At 71.5% G+C, this 22,608-nt stretch carries 16 protein-coding genes, 1 tRNA gene and 3 pseudogenes; 7 read left to right on the forward strand and 13 right to left on the reverse strand.

Annotation, left to right across the window (positions count from 1 at the left end; translation table 11 throughout):
• Window positions 1–55: 55 nt before the first annotated feature.
• A complete protein-coding gene (locus ACQPZW_RS25230) occupies window positions 56–337 on the reverse strand; it encodes a DUF6412 domain-containing protein (RefSeq protein ID WP_433788495.1) in 282 nt (93 codons plus the stop codon).
• A gap of 9 nt (window positions 338–346) precedes the next feature.
• The gene (locus tag ACQPZW_RS25235; RefSeq protein WP_433788496.1) at window positions 347–652 is read right to left on the reverse strand and encodes a TM2 domain-containing protein; all 306 of its coding nucleotides are present in this window, start codon (window positions 650–652) and stop codon (window positions 347–349) included.
• Between the two features lie 135 nt (window positions 653–787).
• On the opposite strand from ACQPZW_RS25235, the gene ACQPZW_RS25240 reads away from it, so the two are divergent.
• On the forward strand, window positions 788–1,879 hold the full coding sequence (locus ACQPZW_RS25240; RefSeq protein WP_433788497.1) for a glycoside hydrolase family 19 protein: 1,092 nt from the start codon (window positions 788–790) through the stop codon (window positions 1,877–1,879).
• A 61-nt stretch (window positions 1,880–1,940) separates the two neighbouring features.
• Here ACQPZW_RS25240 and ACQPZW_RS25245 read toward each other — a convergent pair whose 3' ends face one another.
• The 4 genes from ACQPZW_RS25245 to ACQPZW_RS25260 form a co-directional block, all read right to left on the reverse strand.
• Window positions 1,941–2,942 carry a glycerophosphodiester phosphodiesterase family protein gene (locus ACQPZW_RS25245; protein WP_433788498.1) on the reverse strand — a complete coding sequence of 334 codons (1,002 nt, stop codon included), beginning with the start codon at window positions 2,940–2,942 and terminating at the stop codon, window positions 1,941–1,943.
• 22 nt (window positions 2,943–2,964) lie between these two features.
• Complete coding sequence (gene rph, locus ACQPZW_RS25250; protein WP_433788499.1) at window positions 2,965–5,499, reverse strand: rifamycin-inactivating phosphotransferase; 2,535 nt, start codon at window positions 5,497–5,499, stop codon at window positions 2,965–2,967.
• A gap of 90 nt (window positions 5,500–5,589) precedes the next feature.
• Complete coding sequence (locus ACQPZW_RS25255; RefSeq protein ID WP_433788500.1) at window positions 5,590–6,765, reverse strand: hypothetical protein; 1,176 nt, start codon at window positions 6,763–6,765, stop codon at window positions 5,590–5,592.
• A gap of 218 nt (window positions 6,766–6,983) precedes the next feature.
• Window positions 6,984–7,697: an FKBP-type peptidyl-prolyl cis-trans isomerase gene (locus tag ACQPZW_RS25260; RefSeq protein ID WP_433788501.1), complete on the reverse strand. Its 714-nt coding sequence runs from the start codon at window positions 7,695–7,697 to the stop codon at window positions 6,984–6,986.
• A 296-nt stretch (window positions 7,698–7,993) separates the two neighbouring features.
• Between ACQPZW_RS25260 and ACQPZW_RS25265 the strand changes: the two are divergent.
• The 5 genes and pseudogenes from ACQPZW_RS25265 to ACQPZW_RS25285 all read left to right on the forward strand — a co-directional run.
• Window positions 7,994–8,850 (forward strand): annotated as a pseudogene (locus ACQPZW_RS25265) (IS5 family transposase).
• Window positions 8,851–8,999: 149 nt separating this feature from the next.
• Window positions 9,000–9,185 (forward strand): hypothetical protein, encoded by a 186-nt coding sequence (locus ACQPZW_RS25270; protein ID WP_433788502.1) that lies wholly within the window; start codon window positions 9,000–9,002, stop codon window positions 9,183–9,185.
• Window positions 9,152–11,890: an ATP-binding protein gene (locus tag ACQPZW_RS25275; RefSeq protein ID WP_433788503.1), complete on the forward strand. Its 2,739-nt coding sequence runs from the start codon at window positions 9,152–9,154 to the stop codon at window positions 11,888–11,890. Before ACQPZW_RS25270 ends, ACQPZW_RS25275 begins: the two co-directional genes overlap by 34 nt.
• Before the next feature lie 725 nt (window positions 11,891–12,615).
• Complete coding sequence (locus tag ACQPZW_RS25280; protein WP_433788504.1) at window positions 12,616–13,872, forward strand: IS701 family transposase; 1,257 nt, start codon at window positions 12,616–12,618, stop codon at window positions 13,870–13,872.
• Between the two features lie 213 nt (window positions 13,873–14,085).
• Window positions 14,086–14,421 (forward strand): annotated as a pseudogene (locus ACQPZW_RS25285) (IS982 family transposase); the annotation flags it as partial.
• 26 nt (window positions 14,422–14,447) lie between these two features.
• On the opposite strand, the gene ACQPZW_RS25290 reads toward ACQPZW_RS25285, so the two are convergent.
• The 5 genes and pseudogenes from ACQPZW_RS25290 to ACQPZW_RS25310 all read right to left on the reverse strand — a co-directional run bounded on the left by ACQPZW_RS25290 (window position 14,448) and on the right by ACQPZW_RS25310 (window position 20,273).
• Window positions 14,448–15,167, reverse strand: a complete 720-nt coding sequence (locus ACQPZW_RS25290; protein WP_433788505.1) for a class I SAM-dependent methyltransferase — start codon at window positions 15,165–15,167, stop codon at window positions 14,448–14,450.
• 41 nt (window positions 15,168–15,208) lie between these two features.
• Window positions 15,209–16,053, reverse strand: a protein-coding gene (locus ACQPZW_RS25295; protein WP_433797502.1) for an IS5 family transposase whose coding sequence is annotated in 2 segments (ribosomal slippage) — window positions 15,209–15,712 and window positions 15,715–16,053 — 843 coding nt in all. Because the reading frame shifts where the segments join, the coding sequence is not laid out codon by codon here.
• 44 nt (window positions 16,054–16,097) lie between these two features.
• Window positions 16,098–17,657 carry a diguanylate cyclase gene (locus ACQPZW_RS25300; RefSeq protein ID WP_433788506.1) on the reverse strand — a complete coding sequence of 520 codons (1,560 nt, stop codon included), beginning with the start codon at window positions 17,655–17,657 and terminating at the stop codon, window positions 16,098–16,100.
• A 309-nt stretch (window positions 17,658–17,966) separates the two neighbouring features.
• Window positions 17,967–20,101 (reverse strand): annotated as a pseudogene (locus ACQPZW_RS25305) (hypothetical protein).
• Between the two features lie 44 nt (window positions 20,102–20,145).
• Window positions 20,146–20,273 (reverse strand) — tRNA-OTHER (locus ACQPZW_RS25310).
• Between the two features lie 102 nt (window positions 20,274–20,375).
• Here ACQPZW_RS25310 and ACQPZW_RS25315 point away from each other — a divergent pair.
• A complete protein-coding gene (locus tag ACQPZW_RS25315) occupies window positions 20,376–20,825 on the forward strand; it encodes a hypothetical protein (protein WP_433788507.1) in 450 nt (149 codons plus the stop codon).
• Here ACQPZW_RS25315 and ACQPZW_RS25320 read toward each other — a convergent pair.
• Window positions 20,792–21,895, reverse strand: a complete 1,104-nt coding sequence (locus ACQPZW_RS25320; protein ID WP_433788508.1) for a sensor histidine kinase — start codon at window positions 21,893–21,895, stop codon at window positions 20,792–20,794. The two genes, ACQPZW_RS25315 and ACQPZW_RS25320, sit on opposite strands and share 34 nt — an antisense overlap.
• Entirely contained in the window at window positions 21,892–22,542 is a 651-nt protein-coding gene (locus ACQPZW_RS25325; RefSeq protein ID WP_433788509.1) for a response regulator transcription factor, read from the reverse strand. The genes ACQPZW_RS25320 and ACQPZW_RS25325 overlap by 4 nt, the downstream gene beginning before the upstream one ends.
• Between the last annotated feature and the right edge of the window lie 66 nt (window positions 22,543–22,608).

Raw genomic sequence — 22,608 nt, forward strand, 5'->3', positions numbered from 1 at the left:
CGCTGGCGACGGATGAACGGTCGGCAGCGGCCACCCGACGCGGGCAGCAGCGAGGTCAGGCGGCCGCGGGGGCCGCCGTCGGTCCTCGAGGGCGGGTGCGCCCGGAGGCGTCCGGATCACGATGGCGGGGCACACCGGCCCGCTCGGAGCGGCTGCGCAGCGCTCCCCCGGCGGCCCGGCCGTCGGGGGCGGGCGCGGGGCGGATCAGCAGCACGCGGGTGAGCACGGCGATCAGGACGACACCGACCAGGGCGGTCGTGCCGAGGGCCGGCTCGGACGTGCCCGCGGCCTCGGCCAGCATGCCGACCAGGCGCCAGAGCGCGTCCCACCATCTCACCGGCACAACCTAACACCCACTGTCGAGGATCCCGTACCGCGCCATGATCGCCGCCCGCCGGTCGCGGTTGACGGCACGCACCCGCCGCCCGACCAGGAAGAGATCGAGCAGCGTCCACACGCCGAGGCCGCCGAGGGTGAACAGCATGGCGATCGAGCGCCCGGTGTCGCCGAGGTAGAAGCGGTGGCCGCCGATCAGACCGGTCAGGACCCAGAGGGTGTACGCCACTCGCGTCTCCTTCTGGACCGAGGCGAACTCGTGCTCGGCCCGCAGGACACGAAGGCGCTCCCACTCGGGCAGCGGTGCGGCGGTCATCCGCGGATGGTAGCCCGTCATAATTCTTGAACTTTCTTAACAGATACCTTGACGGCGGGTATCGGCATCTAGTTGAGTCGATATACCTCTCATCCCTCTCGCACCATGCGTCCCCCGGCGCACGGAAGGTGAACCATGCCCAGAAAACGGATGTTATCGATCCTCGCCACGATCGGCGTCGCGGCGGCCGGCTTCGCCGCGGCGATCCTGCCCATGTCGGCGTCGAACGCCGCCGAGGCGTGCGTCGCGGCCTACAACAACTCGGCCGTCTACACCGGCGGGCAGCGGGCCTCCCACAGCGGGCGCAACTGGACCGCCAAGTGGTGGACCCAGGGCGAGACGCCCAGCACCGGCGGCTCCGGCGTGTGGGCCGACAACGGCGCCTGCGGCGGCGGGACCGGCGGCGGAGGCGGCGGCACCACGTGCACCCACCCGAACTGGGTGGCCGGGCAGTTCTACGCCACCGGCGCGATCGTGCGGTACACCAACGGGCAGTACTACCAGGCCACCCACGACAACCCGGGCTACGACCCGGTGATCAGCACCTGGTACTGGTCGCCGTACACCTGCACCGGCACGGGCGGCGGCGGTGGCGGCGGGAACACCAGCGGCTTCCCGGTCTCCGAGGCGCAGTTCAACCAGATGTTCCCGAACCGGATCGCGTTCTACTCGTACGCCGGCCTGATCGACGCCGTCAAGAAATACCCGGCGTTCACCACCACCGGCAGCGACACGGTGAAGAAGCAGGAGGCGGCCGCCTTCCTCGCCAACATCAACCACGAGTCCGGCGGTCTGGTCTACGTCGAGGAGATCAACCAGGCGAACTGGCCGCTCTACTGCGACCGTAGCCAGTCCTACGGGTGCCCGGCCGGTCAGAGCGCCTACCACGGTCGCGGGCCGATCCAGCTGAGCTGGAACTTCAACTACAAGGCGGCCGGCGACGCGCTCGGCATCGACCTGCTCAACAACCCGGACCGGGTCAAGAACGAGTCGTCGGTCGCCTACCAGACCGCCGTCTGGTACTGGATGACCCAGCGCGGGCCGGGCACGATGACCCCGCACGACGCGATCGTCAACGGCCGTGGCTTCGGCGAGACGATCCGCAGCATCAACGGCTCCCTGGAGTGCAACGGCGGCAACCCGGCGCAGGTCCAGAGCCGGGTCGACGCGTACAACCGCTTCACCGCCATCCTGGGCGTCACCCCCGGCGGCAACCTCTACTGCTGAGTCACGCCCCCGGCGGTCCGGCGCGGTCGTCTCCGACCGCGCCGGGCCGCCGGGAACGCCGTCACTGCGGTGTGCGGCCCGTCCGTGGCGCTATCACGTCGGTGCGGTTGGTCCACAGCCAGCCGGACCAGCCGGTGGGGACGGAGTCCAGGTCCTCCGGCTGGTCGAAGCCCTCGGACCACTCGCCGTCGCCGGCCACCAGGATCACCCGCGTGCCGGCCTCGCTCATGCGGTCGGCGAACAGGTTCGGCCAGCCCCACAGGTAGCGCCCGTAACGCTGTGGCAGGTGCAGCTCGGTGTCGTGGCAGCTGTCCGGGACGTGGCTGGTCCAGCCGGTCGCCAGGTAGTCGATCAGGCAGTCCTTCATGATGGCCTTCGAGGTGGCGCGCACCTGCGGCAGCCGGGAGCGGACCGACTCGACGGAGTTGTCACCGCCGTACACGCTGATCGTCTTCAGCCGGGCTTCCGGCAGGGTGGCCAGGTAGCCGGCCAGGGCCGCGCCGTCGGCCGGGTCGTCGTTCTTCAGGTCGATGAGCAGCTCGCGGTCGGGGAACGCGGCGACCACCTCCTGCGCCGTGGGCAGCAGCCCGACCGCCTTGCCGCGCAACGGATGGGTCGCGCCGCCGTCGGCGGTGTAGCCGTACCCGAGGTCGAGGCGGCGCAGCTCGGCGAGGGTGTGGTCGGCGACCCGGCCGGTCCCGTCGGTACGGCACTCCAGGACCGAGTCGTGGAAGACCGCCAGCTGCCCGTCCGCGGTCAGTTGCACGTCGAACTCCACCATGTCGGCGCCCGCGTCGAAGGCCGCCCGCATGGACACGATCGTGTTCTCCACGTAGGCGTGGTCCGGCGGATGGATCCGGCCGGCCGTGCACGTGTCGGCCTGCACCCCGTCGAGCGGGAACGTCTGGGCGATCCCCCGGTGCGCGAGCAGCGACGGCCGGCCCTCCCCGGAGCCCCACAGCGCCGAGGAGTTGCCGGCCCACAGGCCCGCCGCCACCAGCAGCAACACCACCAGGGAGATCCACAGTCGACGTCGCCACCGGCGTGGCTTCGCATCAGGCATCCGGACACTATGGCAGAGGCCGTCAAATGATCTCGACGAATCCGTCCGTCCCGTGGACCCGGATGCGCTGACCGTCCTCGATCACGGTGGTGGCGTTCTCGACGCCGACGACCGCGGGCAGGCCGTACTCGCGGGCGATCACCGCGCCGTGCGTCATCTGGCCGCCGACCTCGGTGACCAGGCCGGCGATCGTCACGAACGCGGGCGTCCAGCTCGGGTCGGTGTAGGCGGTGACCAGGATGTCGCCCGGCTCCAGGTCGGCGGCGGCGACATCGAGCACGACCCGGGCGCGGCCCTCCACGGTCCCGGCCGAGACCGGCAGACCGGCCAGCGCGCCGGGCGGCAGGTCACCGCGGCGGTACGCGCCGTGCACCGCCTCCCCCTCGGACGTCAGCACCCGAGGCGCCCTCAGCGTCCGGTGGTGGGCGAACTCCTCCCGCCGCCGGCGGATCAGCTCCCGGTCGGCCCGCGCGGTGTGCACGACGTCGCGGAACTCCGGCAGCGTGAGGAAGAAGACGTCCTCCGGATCGTCGATCACGCCGGCCGCGGTCTGGCGCCCGGCTTCCGCCAGCAGCGCCCGCTTGTACGTGAAGTAGCGGTTGACCAGGTAGTACTTCGGGTACTCGCGGTAGCCGATGAAGGTCCGGAGCCGGTCGATGCGCTGTTTCGTCTCGGTCGCCTTCGCCTCGCCGTCCGGCAGCTCACGCAGCCGCGCCAGCAGCTCGGTCTCCTTCGCTGCGGCTTCCCGGCGGCCCTGCTCGAAGCGGCGCGCGGCTTCACCCGGCCGGGCGTTGCGGATGTTGCCGAGCAGCATCGGCACGATCGCGGACGGCTGCTCGCTCCATCGCGGGCGGGTGATGTCGATCTCGCCGACGCAGCGCGCCCCGTACACGTCGAGGAACCCCTGGACAGCCTCCCGCGCCTCACGGCCGCCGGTCACCTCCGGCAGGCGGTCCAGGTCACCGTCCTGCTCGAGAAGATCAACGACGTGGGGGTACGGCCGGAGCACGTCCGCCACGTCCAGCAGCGCCATCCCCATCTCCGAGGTGACGTTGCCGGGCGCCGAGCGGGTGAGCACGTCGGCCGCGTTCTTCTCCCCCAGCCATTCCTCGAGGTGCTCGTTGAGCCACCAGGTGGCCTCCATCCCGGCCATGATCGCCGGCATGTTGCGGGGCTCGAACAGCATCTGCCGGATCTCCTGGACGTCGGCGAGCACGAAGTCCAGCAGCTCCGCGCCGGTCTTCGCGGCGATGTCCCGGTCGAGCTCGGCCAGCAGCGACCGCCGGTGCTCGACCAGCTCGGTGACGACGGCGGCGTCGATCTCGATCGGCTCGGGCGCGGTCGGGACGGGCATCGGCGGGCGGCCGCCGTCCGGCGCGAGCGGGATGAAACCGCTGTCGACGACGCTGCGCAGGGCGTCGCCCATGAGCGGGTCGGACTGGGTCATCGCCGCCAGCAGGCCCGGCCCGACCCGTGAGGTGACCTCCACGAACAGGCGGCCGCCGGCGTCGTGCATCCGCCCCGGCGAGGTCAGCTTCCACACCGACAGGCCCAGCGGCTTCATCGCCTCGGTCATCATCTGCTGGTGGCCGACCGACACGTACACGCGCGGCGTGTCGTCGGGCGCTTGCGGAACGGGGAACAGCGTGGTGATCGGACGGCTCTGCACGATCGCGAAACCGTCGTCGTCCAGGCACCATTCGATGTCCTGCGGGCTCCCGAAATGGGCCTCGATCTGTCTGGCGAGCCCGTTCAGCCGTACGATCTCGGCGTCGTGGAGGACCGGAAGGTCCTGCTGCCCGGGGGCGATCTCCTGCCGTTCGGTGCCGCCTGCCGGCGCGGGTCCGATCCGCAGCCGTTTCGCGGCGATCGACCGCTCGACGATCTCGCCGTCGCGGACCTTGTAGACGTCGGCGTCGACCAGGCCGGAGACCAGCGCCTCACCGAGACCGAAACCGGCGTCGATCGAGGTGACCCGCCGGTTGCCGGTGACCGGATCGGCGGTGAAGGCGATTCCCGAAGCGCGCGGGAAGACCATCCTCTGCACCACGACGGCCATGTGCACGGCCCGGTGGTCGACGCCGTTGCGCAGCCGGTATGCCACGGCCCGTTCCGTGAACAGTGAGGCCCAACACCGCCGCACGTGGGCGAGGACCGCGTCCGCACCCACGTTGAGATAGGTGTCGTGCTGGCCGGCGAAGGAGGCCGCCGCCGAGTCCTCCGCGGTCGCGCTGGAGCGCACGGCATAGGCCCCGCCCGGCTCGACGGCGTCGGTGATCGCCGCCACCAGATCGTCCGGAATCGGGGTGGACTCGACGGTCTCCCGCAGTTTCACGCTGATCTCCCGAACCGTCTCCGGATCGTCCCGGTCGAGCCGGTCCAGCGTCTTGTCGAATGCGGTCGCGATCCGCTCGAATGCCGCGGTCGTCACCACGAATCCCGGGGGTACCCGAAGGCCGTCGATGCGCAGGAGCTGCCCCAGATGTGCGCCTTTACCTCCGGCGATCGCGACCCCGTCCGGGCCGATCTCGTCCAGATTCACGACGTAGCGGTTCACCGCTGACCGTCCTCTCACCTTGCGGGCGGAAACGACCCGATTCTGCGCGCACCCCCGGGTCTTGCGGCAAGATCCCCCGTCCGCTATAGCTTAGAAGTGGGAGGGGTCCCCCTCGGTGAGAGTCAGCTCGTCGCCGTCCTTACCCATCAGGATCCGGTCCGGCCAGGTCATCTTCGCCGCCTGCGGCCGGCCGTCGGCCGGATCGACGTAGTTCACGGTCACCGCGCGGGTCTCCGCCACATACATCATGAGGGTGAGCTCCGCCCCCTCCGGCAGGTTCTCGCCCGCCTCGGGACCGTCCGGGCCGACACTGCTCCAGCGTTGCGTCAGGATCCGGAACGCCCGGTCCGCGTCGTCAGCCGGGCCGTCGGAGGCGGCGAGAGCCCGCGAACCCGCGCCTTCCAGCACCTCGCACAGCTCCGCGATCGGGATCCGGCCCACCTCCTCGGCCCGCCGGACCCGGTGGATACGCCGCATCGCCTCCCGGAACGCGGAGGCCGCATCCCACAGCCGCCCCGACGGCCACTGCCGGGGATCGTCGTCGGGCGCCGGCCGCCGCTTGCGGACCGTGATCCGGTCGACGGCCCGCCCGGCCCGCGACAGGTGCCACTGCGCGTCCAGCGGCAGCACCACCGCCGCACGCCCGCGCAGCAGCCCCTCCGCGCCGATCCTGATCTCCAGGCCCGCACCGTGCCGGCGCACGTCCGCGCCGGTGGCGTCGGCGCTGTCGAACCACACGTCACGCAGCCCGTCGACGGTGAGATGGAGCTGCGCCGCTTCGTGGTCGTAGCGCCGGGGCACGCCCAGGGCGAGGTTGGCGCGCAGGTCACCGCCGGTCCGCTCGACCGTCAGCCAGTCCACCGAGGCCTTCGGCAGGTCGTAGTCGGCGGCGAGCGCGTCGCCGTCCACCGGCAGCACGGCGGGCCGGACGCGCCCGAGGAAGTCCCGGTGGTAGGGCGGCTCCCGCCGCCGACGGCCGATCAGCGGCTCGATCCCGGCCCCGGCGGTCCGGACCATCCAGTCCCGATCGGTGCGGCGGGACGCGGCCATCGCCCGCAGCACACCCCGGGCCCGCGGCTCCCGCAGAAGCCGGGGCCGCATCCCGACCACGGCGAAGAAGCCGTAGGCCCGCTCGTCCCAGGCCCCGGCGATCCGCGCCACCTCGTCCCGGTCGAACGACCGCCCGTCGACGGCCATCCCACCGATCCGCTCCACCGACCGGTCCAACAGCCGCACCAACGTCGCGGCAGCCCCATCAGCTCTCACGCGGGCAGCCTAGGTCGCGGCGTCCACCGGTGGGGGCGGCGACTCACGCGGCCGACACGGCGGCCGACTCACGCGGCCGACACGGCGGCCGACTCACGCGGCCGACACGGCGGCCGACTCACGCGGCCGACACGGCGGCCGACTCACGCGGCCGACACGGCGGCCGACTCACGCGGCCGACACGGCGGCCGACTCACGCGGCCGACACGGCGGCCGACTCAGGCGGCCGACAGGACGTCGACGATGAAGCGGAGGGCGCCGGCAGGGCGGCCACCGCCCGGGTTCTCGCCGTAGGCCAGGTCGGACGGGATGTCGAGCTGGACCCGGCTGCCGACCTTCGCGCCGATCAGGCCCTGGTCCCAGCCCTTGATGACGTTTCCGGCGCCGACCTGGAAGCTGAACGCCTCCTCGCGCTTCCAGGAGTTGTCGAACTCCTTGCCGTCGGCATAGGTGACGCCGACGTAGTTGACCTCGATCGTCTGGCCGGACTGGACCGCGGCGCCGGTGCCCTCGATGAGGTTGGTCGCCTTGAGCTCGGTGACCTTGCCGGTGCCGGCCGAGGTGGCGGGCTTGGTGCCCAGGGCCGGGTCGGCGCCGGCGGGCAACGGCGGGAACGCCCGGCTCGCCATGTCGGTCCCGGCGGTCGTGGTGGCGGCCGCGCTGGGGGCCGCGCCCGTGCCGGTCGGCTCCGAGGACGAGCTGTTGATCCACAGGAAGAGGCCGACCACGAGAGCCAGGACGGCCACGGCGGCGCCGACGATCGTCAGCGTCTGACGGCGTCTCTGCATCACACGGGCGCGGGCCTTCGCGGCCTTGGCCTCCGCCCGTTTCTCCGCCTTCGTCTTGAGCGGCGGCCGGCTCGCGCCGGGGCGGGGCGCGCCCGCGGAGGCACGTCGGGACGCGTTGTCACGGGTCACTGCGGAATCAGGCACGGCCCGACGATACGACACTCGGCTGTGAACCGCTGACACACCGTCGCGAACGATGGTGACCAGTGTGTCCTGACGGTTCGTGGCGGGCGCGGCGATCGAGGGCGTCGATCCGGATCCGCGCGACCGGACGCAGCATCGGACCGCGACGATCGAGGGCGTCGATCCGGATCCGGGCGACCGGACGCGGCATCGGGCCGCGACGCCGGAGCGGATGACCTCGTCCGGGCACGGTCGCCGCCGGGCGTCCAGATAGGTACGCCCTAGGCCGTGTCTTCAAAGGATCATGACCATGGATGATGTACGGCGTGATCCGCCGCTATGAGCTGACCGACGCCGAGTGGGAATCGCTGTCACCACACCTGCCATCGGTGATCACCGGCGGCCGTCCGCGCGAGGACGACCGCCGGGTACTCAACGGCATCGTGTGGAAGATCCGCTCCGGCGCACCCTGGCGCGACGTGCCCGCCCGATACGGCTCCTGGAAATCGATCTACACCCGTTTCCGCAGGTGGGCGTTGAACGGCACGCTCGCCAAGATGCTCGCCGCCGCCCAGGCCGCAGCGGACGCGAACGCCGACATCGACTGGCTGGTCTCGGTCGACTCCACCATCGTGCGCGCCCATCAGCACGCGGCGGGCGCAAAAAGGGGCAGCCGGAAACGGGCAAACCGGATCACGCCCTCGGACGATCCCGTGGCGGGCTGACCACCAAGATCCACCTGGCGTGCGACGGCGCCGGCCGGGTCCTGGCCTTCGTGCTCTCCGGCGGCAACGTCAACGACTGCACCCGCTTCGAGCAGGTCATGAACGCCATCCGCGTCGACCGGATCGGGCCGGGCAGGCCACGCACACGCCCCGATCACGTCATCGCCGACAAGGGTTACAGCAGCCGCGCGATCCGCCGCTACCTGCGCCGCCGCGGCATCGCTCACACCATCCCGGAACGCTCGGACCAGCAGAAACACCGCCGCAACCGCGGGCCTCGCGGCGGCCGCCCACCGACCTTCAACAAGCTGATCTACCGGCACCGCAACGTCGTGGAACGTTGCTTCAACAGGCTCAAGCAATGCCGATCGGTGGCCACCCGCTATGACAAGACCAGCACCTCTTTCCAGGCCACCGTCACCATCGCCGCACTGCTGCAGTGGCTATGACCCTTTGGCGACACGGCCTAGGTATGCCTAGGCGTCCCGAGCACCCCTCCTAAACCGCCCTGAGCTGTGAAGATAGGTAACGGCGCCCCATGTGGCGGCCCTCCTTACGGACGACGATTAACGCATCGACGGACGACGAGGAGATGGTGATGTTCACTCACCCGGAAGTCATGCTGCACCTGGCCCACGACCGCAACCGCGAGATGATCGCCGAGGCCGACCGGGAACGGCTACTGGCCGGCGCCCGGCTGGCCCGCCGTGGGCGTAAAGCCCGCGGCCGCCCCGCCGGTACCCTGGCGTCGTGCGAACCAACCGCGGTGGTGCCAGCCCGGTGATGATCGGGCGGGGTGGCGAGCTGCGCCGGCTGGCCCAGCTCGCCAAGTCCCGGGAGCCGGCGGTGGCGGTCATCGCCGGTGAGCCTGGCATCGGCAAGACCCGGCTGGTCCAGGAGCTGCTGGAGATCGTGGCGGCGGGCCGGATCGTGCTCGTCGGGCACGCCGAGCCGGGGTCGCTCGCCCGACCGTATGAGGTGCTGCTCGACGCCATCGACGGCCGCCCCGAGGTCGACGGTCGGCAGCTGGCTGCTCTGTCCGATGCCGAGCGCAGCCCGGTCGAGCGGCTGCACACGGGGCTGGCGATCCTGTCGGGCCTGATCGGCGACTCGCCGGCGGTCATCGTCTTCGAGGACCTGCACTGGGCCGACTCGGAGAGCGCCGCCCTGTTCGAGCGGATCGCCGACCAGCCGGGGCCGCGGCTGCTGATCGGGACGTACCGGCCGGACGAGGTGACCCGGCGGCAGCCGGTGGCGGGGCTGCTCGCCCAGCTCGAACGCCGGCACGCCGTCACACACGTGCGCTTGGATCGGTTGTCTCCGGCGCAGACGGCCGCGTTGCTCGCGGCCGCCAGCGGCAGCCCGGCCCCGGTGCGTGCCGCGGCGGCCCTGCACCAGCGGACCGGCGGCAATCCGTTCTTCCTGGAAGAGCTTCTCCGAGCCATGCCGGGGTATGACCTGGAGGCGCTGGTCGATCAGCCGCTGCCGTGGAGTCTCGCGGACGTGCTGCGCCGCCAGGTGGACGATCTCGACCCGGTCAGTCACCGGATCGTCGAGGCGGCCACGGTGCTCGGCCACCGGATCCTGTTCGACCTGCTCGCCGACGTGACCGGCACCGGCGAGGACGAGCTGATCGCCGTGCTGCGCGACCTGGTGACCCGGGGTGTGCTGGTCGAGTCCGGTGAGGACGAGTTCGCGTTCCGGCACGCGCTGGTGCGAGAGGCGATCGCCGTGCAGATGCTGGGCCGGCAGCGGCGGCGGCTGCACGAGGCGGCGCTGGACGTCTTGCTGCGGGGCGGCGGCTCGGATCCGGCGATGGTGGCGCACCACGCGCGCGGCGCCGGCCGGTATGAGGACATGATCGCGGCGGCCCGGCACGGCGCGGCGCTGTACCTGTCGATCGGGTCGGCGTATCAGGCGCTGCAGCTGGCCGAGATGGGCCTGGACGAGGTCCCGGAGGATCCCGAGCTGCTGGGGGCTGCCGCCCGGGCCGCGTGGCTGGCCGGTCTGCTCGACGACGCGCTGCGGCACGCCCGGCGCTGGCGGGAGCACGCGCACCATCCATCGGATCAGGCCGAGGCGCTGTATCTGCTGGTCCGGCTGGCGTGGGAGTCGCGAGAGGCGGCCGAGGTGCGGGCGCTGACCGCCGACATCGAGAACCTGATCGCGCAGCTGCCGCCGGGGGCCGGGCAGGCGCGGGCGATGACGGCGATCGCCCAGTCGGCGTATCTGTACGACGAGACCGAGACGGCACTGCTGTGGGCGGACCGCGCGCTGGCGCTTGCCGAGGAGTTCGACCTGCCGGGTGTGCGGCTGACGGCGCTGCTGGAGAAGGGCTCGGCGATGTCGGACTGGCCGCAGACCGCCGCCGACGGCAGCAAGATCCTGTCAGCGCTGGTTCATGAGGCGGAGCAGGCCGGCGAGTGGGTGATCGCGGCGCGAGCGCTGAACGTGCTGGTGCAGGGTGAGCCGCCGACGTCGTCGGCGGAGCATGCCGAGATCCTGGAGCGGATGCGGATCAACGCCGAGCGGGCCGGGTTCGAGTCGTTGTCGGTGGCTGCCTACTTCCAGGGCCGGGCGCGGCTGGCGTTGCGCGCCGGTGACCTGGATGCGGCGATCGCGGCGCTGCAGGAGGGCCGGGCGCAGGACCGGAGTCTGCGCCGCCGGGGGCGGTGGGCCGACTTCCACGGGGTGTTCCTGGCCGGGCTGTCGCTGGAGGCCGGCGACCTCGACCAGGTCGAGGAGCTGATCGCCGACCTGGCGGCCCTGCCGAACAATCCACCGACCGTCATTCCGGGGCTGGCGTTCCATCTGGCGTGCCGCCGACACGATCGGCCGCGGGCCGAGGCGGCGCTCGCCGAGCTGGTCACCGCGTTGGAGGGGCAGGTGTGGCGCAGCGGGGAGCAGGCGCACGACCTGGTCTCGGCGGCGCTGGAACTGGGGCTGCCGGCCGACGAGCTGGACCGGATGGCGGCGATCCTTCTGGACTCGGAGGTCTGGGACGCGCACCGGATGCTCGTGGAAGCCCAGGTCACCGAGGCCCACGGGTTGCACGCCCAGGCGCTGGCCGGTTATCTGTCGGTCACCGACGCCAACCCGCTGGCGCCGGCGGTCCGCGGGACGGTGCGGGTGAGCGCCGCCCGGTGCCTGCTCGCGGCCGACCGGCGGGCCGAGGCGCAGGAGCAGATCGAGGCAGCCGGGTCGCTGCTGGCGGGCTGGCGGGGCTGGCGGGTCGAGCAGTTCGACCGGGTGCGCGCCCAGCTGGGCATGGCACCGGCCGACGCGCCGCCCGCCGTGAGCGGGCCGTCGGCGCTCACACCCCGCGAGCGGGAGGTGGCGGTCCTGATCAGCGACGGGCTGACCAACACGGAGCTGGCGCAGCGGCTCTACATCTCACCGAAGACGGCCGCGGTGCACGTGTCGAACATCCTGCGCAAGCTGGGGGTGTCGTCGCGGACCGAGGTCGGCGAGCTGGTCGGCCGGCGCTAGAGAGCTTTCGGAATCAGGGTGTGCGCCGGCGTCGGCTGGCTATAGCTCAGCCAGGTCATGACGTCGCCGGAAGCCCGTTCACGCCGCGGTTCACGGACTGGTCACCGAGACGTCCGCTGCCCTCGGCCCGAGGGACCGGCCACCAAAACGTCTCCGGCCCCTTGCCCCGAGCCGAGACGTCCGCTGCCCTTGCCCCGGAGGACTACGTCACCAGGACGTTCCCTCCCTTCGCCGAGGACGAGCACGAGGACGAGGACAGGCGCACACGAACACCGATCGTGCGACCCCAGCCACGCCCCCACGACCACCAACGCACACGAAACCCCGATCGTGGGCTCTCACCAACGCCAGGGCGACGACCAACGCACACGCAACCGCTACGTGTGCGCCCATCACCGCCGGCGACCACGGAGAAAATCGCCCACACGGACCACTGACACGCGCGGGCCGGGTCGCCGACGCCGGTGCCGCGCCGCAGTCGCACCCGAGCAGCGGTTCGCGCGGGCACAAGACCCATCACCGGGCCGTCCGGCGCACCCGGTAGGGGAACCCGGGCTCAGCCACCGACCGCAGACGGCGGCGACAACACCCGAACCCGGCAGGTAGACCGGCCGAGGCGGCGGCGACCTGGCACAGACTCTGACCTCGGAGGCTCCCTAGTAGTACTTTGTCACTTCCGGGTGACTGGTGATGATTTCCGATCAGTGGCTTGGTTTCGTTGAGGTATGCGCGTAGTTGGCGTCGAGCGGTTGCGTGAGGATCTCACCGAGTACACCGCGGATGTGTTCGCGTCGTTGTCACGCTCCGGTTGGCAGGACCGGGCGGGTTGGTACCTGTACGGGTTGATGCTCGACGGTCGGCGTAAGTCGATCCAGCCGATGGCCGTCCGCCTCGGCGGGGCTGTGCACGAGCAGGCGCTGAATCACTTCGTGACCAACAGCCCGTGGCCGGTCGAGCCGGTCCGCGCCCGGATCGCCGAACTCATCGACGAGGCGGTAGAGCCGCAGGCGTGGGCGATCGACGACACCGGGCTGCTCAAGTGCGGTACCGCGTCGCCGTGCGTGGCCCGCCAGTACACCGGAACCGCGGGTAAGGTCACCAACTGCCAGATCGCGGTGAGCGTCAGCATGGTCACCGACATCGCGTCGTGCCCGGTCGACTGGCGGCTGTTCGTGCCCGAGTCCTGGGATCCGGCCTCGCCCAAGGCGCACCCGGACGTGCACCAGCGGCGCCGCAAGGCCGGTATCGCCGACGAGATCGGCCATCGGGAGAAATGGCGGCTGGCCCTGGACATGGTCGACGAGTTGATCGGCTGGGGCCGGCAGCCGCCGCTGATCGTCGCCGACTCCGGTTACGGCGACAACGCCGAGTTCCGTTACGAGCTGGAGCGGCGCGGGCTGGGCTATGTGGTGCAGGTCAGCGGTGACCTCAACGCCTACCCGCTCCCCACGCGGCGTACCACTGTCACGCACGGCCGCATCGGCCGCCCACCGGTCCCGCGCTACCGTGATCCGGAATCCACCCTGCTCGCACTCGTCACCGCCGCCGGCGGGCAACAGGCGGCCCGCCGCGTCACCTGGCGGCAGGGCTCACGCCGACGGGGCGGACAGCCGCAGATGATGTCGTCGCGGTTCGCGATCCTGCGCATCCGCCCGGCCGGACGGGTGCTGCGCCGCTTGCATCGCGGCCACGATCTACCGGCGGCGTGGCTGATCGCGGAATGGCCGCGCGGCGCAGCCGAGCCGGTCAAGTACTGGCTGTCCAATCTGCCCGAACGCATCGCGAGACGGACGCTGGTGCGGCTGGCGAAGCTGCGCTGGCGCATCGAGCACGACTACCGGGAAGTCAAGACCGGTCTCGGCCTCGATCACTACGAAGGCCGCACCTGGCAGGGCTGGCACCACCACGTCACCCTCATCTCCGCCGCCCACGCCTTCTGCACCCTGCAACGCCGGGACCCAAAAACCCGTGCGCCGGAATGACCCTTTACGGCGTACTCCGACGCCTGCAACACCTGCTCGTCTTCCTGCTCGGTACCTGTCCGACCTGCCAAACTCGCTTCCCGCAACGGAAACAGAGCCGACGGCGAAGATCATGACAAAGTACTACTAGATGGTTGAGTCCAAAGTCTGGGCTGGTGAGCGGCGCGGCCGTACCGGCATGGGGAAGGCCGGTCATGCCGGCTACGGCTACAGCGCCTCGTCCAGGCTGACCGCGGGTTCGCCGGCCAGGAGCTCGACCGGTTGTGCGCCCTGACCGACATCCACCTCGTCCGCCCGAAACGCGCCAACGCCAAGGCCGACGCACCACGCACCCCGACCGAACGGGCCTTGCCGCGCTGCCGCCAATGGATCGAGTCGATCTTCCAGACGCTGAAAGGGCACCTCTCCCTGCAACGTCACGGAGCCCGCCGCCACGACGGCCTGTTCGTCCGCGTCGGTCAGCGTCTGCTCGCCCTGGCAGCGGTGATCTGGCACAACACCGACATCGACGCACCCGACCCGAGATCATTCACCGCGTACGACCATTGACCAGCGAGGATTCAGGACTCCATCGTCTAGCGCAAGCGGACCCGGGTGCAGCGCGTGACGTAGGGCATGTGGAGCTGGTCGCCCAGTCCGTGCCGGTCCAGCAGGTCGAGGACACCGTCGAGCAGGGCCCGGCGGTCCGGGTCGGGCAGCAGGATCACATAGCTGCGGGACGCGACCATGTCGAGCAGCGCGGCCCGGTCCAGGGTGTGCCGCCAGCGGAACTCGGCTCGCTCCGGCTCGCCGAACGGGCCGCCGACGGCCGGGGCGGTGTCGATCTCCTGGCGGGTGTGCCGGTGCAGGACGTCGTCGAGTGCGGCCACCCACGGCTCGGTGTGGTCGCGGATGTTCCAGATCAGGCTCAGCGTGCCGCCGGGCCGCAGCACGCGGGCCATCTCTGGAACGACGCGGGCCGGGTCGACCCAGTGCCAGGCCTGCGCGCAGACGGCCGCGTCCACCGACGCGTCGGGAAGGGGGACGCGTTCGCCCGTACCCTCGAGGATGTGAGCCCGGCCGGCGGAGACCGCGAGTCGATCGCGCATCTGCGCCGAAGGCTCGACCGCGTCGACGTCGAACCCGGCGTCCAGCAGCACCCGGGTCAGCTTGCCGGTGCCGGCGCCGAGATCCAGCACGCGGCCGGCCCCCGGCGGCACCGCCCACGCCACCACCTCGGCCGGGTAGGGCGGCCGGCCCCTCTCGTAGGCCTCCGCCGCGATCCCGAACGATGACGCATGAAGGTCAGCAGACATGAGCCGAGCCTAGGCGTCCGCTAGGCCGTGTCGCCAAAGGGTCATAGCCACTGCAGCAGTGCGGCGATGGTGACGGTGGCCTGGAAAGAGGTGCTGGTCTTGTCATAGCGGGTGGCCACCGATCGGCATTGCTTGAGCCTGTTGAAGCAACGTTCCACGACGTTGCGGTGCCGGTAGATCAGCTTGTTGAAGGTCGGTGGGCGGCCGCCGCGAGGCCCGCGGTTGCGGCGGTGTTTCTGCTGGTCCGAGCGTTCCGGGATGGTGTGAGCGATGCCGCGGCGGCGCAGGTAGCGGCGGATCGCGCGGCTGCTGTAACCCTTGTCGGCGATGACGTGATCGGGGCGTGTGCGTGGCCTGCCCGGCCCGATCCGGTCGACGCGGATGGCGTTCATGACCTGCTCGAAGCGGGTGCAGTCGTTGACGTTGCCGCCGGAGAGCACGAAGGCCAGGACCCGGCCGGCGCCGTCGCACGCCAGGTGGATCTTGGTGGTCAGCCCGCCACGGGATCGTCCGAGGGCGTGATCCGGTTTGCCCGTTTCCGGCTGCCCCTTTTTGCGCCCGCCGCGTGCTGATGGGCGCGCACGATGGTGGAGTCGACCGAGACCAGCCAGTCGATGTCGGCGTTCGCGTCCGCTGCGGCCTGGGCGGCGGCGAGCATCTTGGCGAGCGTGCCGTTCAACGCCCACCTGCGGAAACGGGTGTAGATCGATTTCCAGGAGCCGTATCGGGCGGGCACGTCGCGCCAGGGTGCGCCGGAGCGGATCTTCCACACGATGCCGTTGAGTACCCGGCGGTCGTCCTCGCGCGGACGGCCGCCGGTGATCACCGATGGCAGGTGTGGTGACAGCGATTCCCACTCGGCGTCGGTCAGCTCATAGCGGCGGATCACGCCGTACATCATCCATGGTCATGATCCTTTGAAGACACGGCCTAGGCCACCACGCGATCGCGGCCCGCGCGCTTGGCGATGTAGAGGTTGCGGTCGGCGGCGGCGAGCAGCGGCGGCGCGGTGGGGAAGCCGGCGGCGACACCGATGCTGGCGGTCACCGTGTGCGGGCCGGTGATCGCCGCCCACGGGAACTCCCGGATCGCCCGGTTGACGTCCTCACAGAACCGTGCGGCCGCCGCGGCGTCGAGGCCGGGCAGGATCAGCAGGAACTCCTCGCCGCCGAGGCGGGCCGCCATCCCGGCGCCGGTCACCGCGTCGTCGAGCAGGCGGCCCAGCTGCTGGAGCACCGCGTCGCCGATGGCGTGCGACAGCGAGTCGTTGATCTGTTTGAAGTGGTCCAGGTCGACGATCGCCACCGACAGCGGCCCGTCGCGGTCCAGCAGGGCCGGTAGCTGCTCGTCGACGTAGCGGCGGTTGTAAAGGCCGGTCAGCGCGTCGCGGTTGGCCAGCTCGCGGAACTGCTCGATGGTCTGACGGGCCTCGTCGGCCTCGAAGACGGCCTGCATCGCCCGGGCTCGGACCTCGCGCTCGGTGCTCTGCAGGGTGGCCATGCTCTCCTGGTAGCGCAACAGCTCCTCGTAGGCGTCGCGGAACCGGTCGGTGGCCGCGAACAGCGCCGCCTGCTCCCGGCGCAGCTGCACCCGGGCTCGGGCCAGGCCGCCGCGCTCGCACAGCTCCGCCACGCGGTCCAGCGTGATCTGAGCCGCCGCCGGACGGCCGTTCAAGCGGCGTGCCTCGGCCAGCGTGAGCAGGCACTCGGCCCGGCCGTCACCGTCCGGGTCGCCGACCGTGCCGTCCAGGACCCCGGCCAGGGTGTCCTCGACGGCGGCGAACCGGCCGGCCATCATCTCCACCCGCGCGATCGTGTCGAGCTCCTTGGGGGCCAGACCGCGATCGCCGTCCGCGACGTCGCGCATGCGTACGATCAGCGCGCTCGCGGCGGGCTGATCGCCTCGCTCGTACGCGTTGTAGGCCAGGTTGTTGAGCGCGCGCAACGCCAGACCGTTGTCGCCGGTCTCTGCGGAGATCCGCAGCACCTCGCGGTAGCGCACGTCGCTCTCGTCGAAGGAGCCGTTGTCGTCCAGGGCGCATCCCAGCATCAGCAGGTGCCGGGCCCGCACCCCGGCCGGCGCATCGGCCGGCAGCTTCGACACCGACTGCACGCCGTGGGCGAGTGACTCGGAGAAGTCGCCGAGCATGCGGTAGAAGTTTCCCAGCACCCGGTGGGCGCGAGCCTGCACGTAGAGGTTGCCGCGCTTCTCGGACCACTCCAGCGTCTCCCGGGCGCTGTGCCCGCCCGGCCCGAGGTGCCCCTCGCGTACCAGCACGTCGGCGATGATCAGGTCGCAGCGGCGGACCGACTCATCGTCGCCGGCCGCGGCGGCCAGACTCCGCAGTTCGGCGGCGCGCTGCCGGGTCTCGGCGAACTCGTCGATGCTGCTGGAGCTCTCCAGCCGGGCGATGAGCGCCACCAGGTCACGAACTGCCACGTCCGCCGTCATCGCCACCTCCCCGGGCGCCCCGGCCTCCCAGCTTGTCACAAACCCGAGGGTCGACAGCCTTGTTCGGTACGCCGTGGGCCGTCCCGGAACCCAGACCCGCCCGTGGCCACGACGCGGCGCGGGCGGCGGGTCCCGCCCGTCACCGCGTCTCACGGGCGAAGCCGCTGGTCACCGCTCACGGCGATCCGGGTGGGCGTGGATCGGTCGGGTGTGAGTGGCCGGCGGCTCGGGGAGCCGCCGGCCACGGGCCGAGGGAAGCGTGGGCGCTGTATGCCAGATCCCCCGCATGGCGGAGGTTCCCGATTTGAACGGAAATAGAAGGAAGCGCCCGCATGACCTCGGTGGTCACTATGCCGGGATCAGCTCACCGAGCCGGTCCAGCGTGTAGGTCTCCGAACCCTCCGGCAGACCCTCCGGCGCCTCGATGCCGATGAAGGTCACCGGCTCGTCCGGCAGTACGCCGTCCCACGTCGTCACGCCGGCCGGCGTACGCAGACGGTCGAGGAGGTACGACACGGTCAGGTAGCGCCGCTCCACCAGGGCACGCACCCGGTCGGCGGTGCTGAGCGCGTTGCCTTCGACGCGGTTGAACGCCGGGTCCCCCTGCAGGTAGAGGTGCAGCCAGATGGCCTGCCAGCCGGTCTCGCCGCGGGCGAACACCATCGGCAGAGCGACCCGGCCGCGGCCGCGCATCTGCGAGCGGGCCCGCACCGCCCGTGGCTCGAACGGGGCGCCCTTCTGCTCGGCCGTACGCGTCTGGTAGCCGAACATCGACTCGGCCACCTCCTCGAACGACTCGCCGGAATAGATGTTGACCTGCGGCACCACGTACGCGTCGCCGATCGTCAGCGGCACGTCGATGAACTCGGTCGCGCCGTTCGTGGCGTCGGTGATGTCACCGGAGTGCACCATGCCGCCGCGGCGCAGGTTCGTGTACGACACCTGCCCGGCGCTGTGGAACCCGTCGTCGAGCAGCAGCATGGACAGGTCGTAGTCGGTCCGGCGGGTGGTCTGCCGCCAGTGCATGAAGAACCGCAGCAGTTCACCGGAGACCGGCGCCCGCGAGCCCCGTGGCAGCACCGCGAAGCCGCTCTCGGACGCCTTGCCGGACAGCGGCAGCGCCACGTCGAGCACGTCCGGGTCGACGAGCAGCGGCCGCTCCCACTCCGGCAGCCGCGCGCTGATCTCGGCGTCGAGCAGCGCCGACAGCTCGTCCACCAGCTCCGCCGGCAGCGGGGCGCGGGTGTCCGGGCCGACCCAGGCACGGCGGGACCGGTTCACGTACATCCTGGCCGCGTCAGGCGTCAGCCGGTTGCCGACGTGCTCGCGCAGCGACAGCAGCACCCGTCCCGACGCCGTGCCGAGAGCACCGGTGACCGTGTCGACCACCGTGGCGCGCTCGGCTTCCGGCGCGATGCGCAGCAGCCGGTCCGCGGAGCGCAGCAGCTGACCCGGCGCGCTGGACAGCACCCGCGCCGCCTTAGCGACATCGCCGGCACGGATCGCCGTCTCGGCCCGCCCGGCGAGCGTGGTCGCCCGCCGTTCCCCACGAGCGACGGCGAAGACCTGCTGGGCGTACGGCCACTGGCCGTACTCGTGCGGGTGGAGTCGTTCCCGAGCCGCTTCCACCGCTCGGCATAGCGGTTGACGTCGGCGAGCTTGGCCGGGCTCGCGCCGATCACCGTATCGAGGGCGGCCAGCAGTACCCGCCGCTCCGGGCGCCGGAATGCACGGAACCGGGTCGCCTCCGCCAACGACACGTCCCCGCCGGACACCTGGCAGGCGAGGCGCAGCACGTCGGTCGTCGTGTCGACGGCGACCAGCGGACGGCCGAGCACCAGGCGGACCCCGTTGAGGACGGCACGGTTCTCCCGCACCGCAACGGTCTCCGGCTGCGGCCCGTCGGCGCAGGTCACAGCCAGCTCGCTGAGGATCGCCAGGTCGGCCTCGCCGTGCGGCGTGACGCTCGTGGCCATGGCGAGGTAGAGCTTCTCGGCCTCCCGGTCGGCGGTGTCGCCGAGGTGCAGGACGGTCAGCCGGTCACCGGCCGAGGCGATCAGCTCGTCGTGGGCGGCGAGCATGTCGGCGTAGGTGTGCTGGTAGGTGCCGTACCCCGGAAGCTCCAGAAGGTTGAGCCACCCGGACAGGGCCGCCTCGCCGCCGCCGGTCAGCGCCGCGGCGCGCAGCCGCTCGGTCCAGAACTCGATGGTGTCCGGCACGCCGGCCGGGAAGTCGATGAAGTAGGCGTTGTGCTGCACGTGGTCGCCGACCAGCTCCCGCACCGCCGACACGGCGGTCGCGGCGAGCTCCATGGCCGGCGCCGGCGCCAGCGCGCCGATGTGGTCGAGCAGCGCCCGCGACGCCGCGAACCCGACGTCGAGCAGCGCCGCGTCGAACTGCCGCGCCACCGCCGTCCCGTCACCGGCTTCGCCGATGCTCGCGGGCACGCGCAGCGTCTTCTGAATGATCGTCTTCTCGTGCACGTGATTCCTCCGTTCCCCGCCGGCGGTGGTTCCGCTGTCCGAAGTGGGCCGCCGGGGACTCGAACCCCGAACCCTTCGATTCCATCGGAGAAGGAAGCGCCCCCATACCCGCGAAGACGCGGAGGGCGGACGCGCTACCAGCCGAATGCTCTGCCAGTTGAGCTAGCGACCCGCCGCAGATCTTGCCACCGCCCGCCGCGGCGCGGCCATCGAGTTTCGCGGGCGCCGGTCGGCGGTCACCGGGGCGAAACCGGCGGCGGCCCACCCTGGCCGCATGAGGAAGCTGGTCTGTGTGGTTGCCGTGCTGGGGCTCGCGCTGTTCGGGTGTGCCGTCACCGATGAGCCGGAGGGTCCCGGGGACACGCCGCCGTCCGGGGTGGCGGATCCGTTCACCAAGGTGGTCGCGTATGTGGAGTGTCTGCGGAAGCAAGGTTTGCCGGTCAAGATCAATCCGGGGGACGGCTACACCATGCCGCTCGGCACGGACCGGGCGAAGATCGCCGCCGCCGAGACCGCCTGCCGGAGTGTCGCGCCGCCCGGGATGTACCAGAAGCCGTCCGCCGAGGAGCTCGACCGGTACGTGAAGGTCGCCCAGTGCCTGCGCGGCAAAGGGATCAAGGTTAGCGACCCGACGGCGGAGCGCCCGCAACTGCAGATCGACCAGCAGGCGCCGGCGAACCTGAAGGAGCTTCAGGCCGAGTGCGAGGAGGAGGCCGGCGGGTGAGCCGGCAGGTCGACCCGGACGGTGAGGCCGCCGTCCGGGTTGGGCGTCAGGGCGGCGGCCCCGCCGTGCGAGCGGGCGATCGCGGCGACGATGGACAGGCCTAGCCCGGCCGAGGCGGACCCGGCGGTACGGTCGGCGTCCAGGCGGCGGAACGGCTCGAACAGCTCGCCGGCCCGGTCCGGTGGGATCAGCGGGCCGGTGTTGACGACGGTGAGCCGGGCGGCCGGGGTCAGGGTGATCGTGACGATCCCGCCGGGCACGTTGTAGCGGACCGCGTTCTGCACCAGGTTGGTGACCAGTTGCGCGAGCATCACCTCGTCACCGGGCACGACCACCGGGCCGGGCGGCGGCGGGAAGCTCACCGGGACGTCGCCGCGGTCGCGGGCGATCACCTCGGTGACGACGGCGGCCAGATCCACCGGGGTACGCACGTCCGGCCCCCGCTCCCCCTTGGCGAGCAGCAGCAACCCGGCGATGAGGCGTTCCGAGCGCAGCGTGTTGCGCAGCAGCTCGGCACGGATCATGGCGAGCCGCTCCGGGGTGGGATCGGCGAGCCCGACCTCGATGGCGGTGCGCTGCACGGCCAGTGGGGTGCGCAGCTCGTGGGAGGCGTTGGCGACGAATCGGCGCTGGCTGTCGACGGCATGCTGGAGCCGGTCGAGCATGGCGTCGAAGGTGTCGGCGAGCCGGCGCAACTCGTCGTCGGGTCCGTCGAGGGCGATGCGCTCGTGCAGCGTGGACAGCGACAGCCGCTGGGCGGTCGCGGTGATCCGGTGCAGCGGCCGCAGCAGCCTGCCGGTCAGCCACCAGCACACGGCGAAGCCGAGCACGGCGATGACGGCGATGGCGGCCAGCGTGACCAGGCGCTGGCTGTCGCGTACCCCCTCTTGAAGGTCCTGGACCGGCGGCGCGTCGCACTCGGCGCCCTGGCAGACGGCGCCGCCTCGGCCGAGGGCGACCGCCGTGACCCAGCCCTGCAGGCCGAGGGCCACGAGCAGCACGGCGACGGTGATGACGGTGAAGAAGCCACCGTAGAGCAGGGTGATCCTGGTCCGGACGGAGCCGCTCACAGGCGGTAGCCGCTTCCGGGGACGGTGACGATGACCGGCGGGTCGCCGAGTTTGGCGCGGAGTTTGCTCATGGTGACCTTCACGGCCGTGGTGAACGGGTCGATGTGCTCGTCCCAGGCGCGTTCGAGCAGCTCCTCGGTGCTGACGACGGCGCCTTCGGCACGCAGCAGGACCTCCAGGACGGCGTACTCCTTGAGGGCGAGCCGCAGTGGCCGGCCGTCGCGGGACGCCTCGCGGACGGCGGTGTCCATGGTGATGCCGTGGCGGCGCAGGACCGGCGGCAGCGGGCGGCCGGAGCGGCGGCCCAGCGCCCGCACCCGGGCGACCAGCTCCTCGAACGCGAACGGTTTGGCCAGGTAGTCGTCGGCGCCCAGGTCGAGGCCGCCGACCCGGTCGTGCAGCTCGCCGGAGGCGGTGAGCATCAGGATCCGGGGGCCGCCTCGGCCGGTCACCTCGCGGCACACGTCGTCGCCGTGCACACGGGGCAGGTCACGGTCGAGGACGAGCACGTCGTAGTCGTTGACGGCCAGGCGCTCCAGGGCGGCGGCGCCGTCGTGGGTAACGTCGACGGCCATCGCCTGCGCGCGCAGGCCGTCGGCGACCAGATCGGCGAGGAACCGCTCGTCCTCGGCCACGAGTATCCGCATCGCTCGATTCTCACAGGGCCGGGGTTTCGTCACGGTCACCCGGCGGAAACCTCGGCAGCGGCACGC

Origin of the sequence: Actinoplanes sp. CA-252034 (genome assembly GCF_050956125.1) — a bacterium.
In the GTDB taxonomy this organism is placed as follows: domain Bacteria; phylum Actinomycetota; class Actinomycetes; order Mycobacteriales; family Micromonosporaceae; genus Actinoplanes.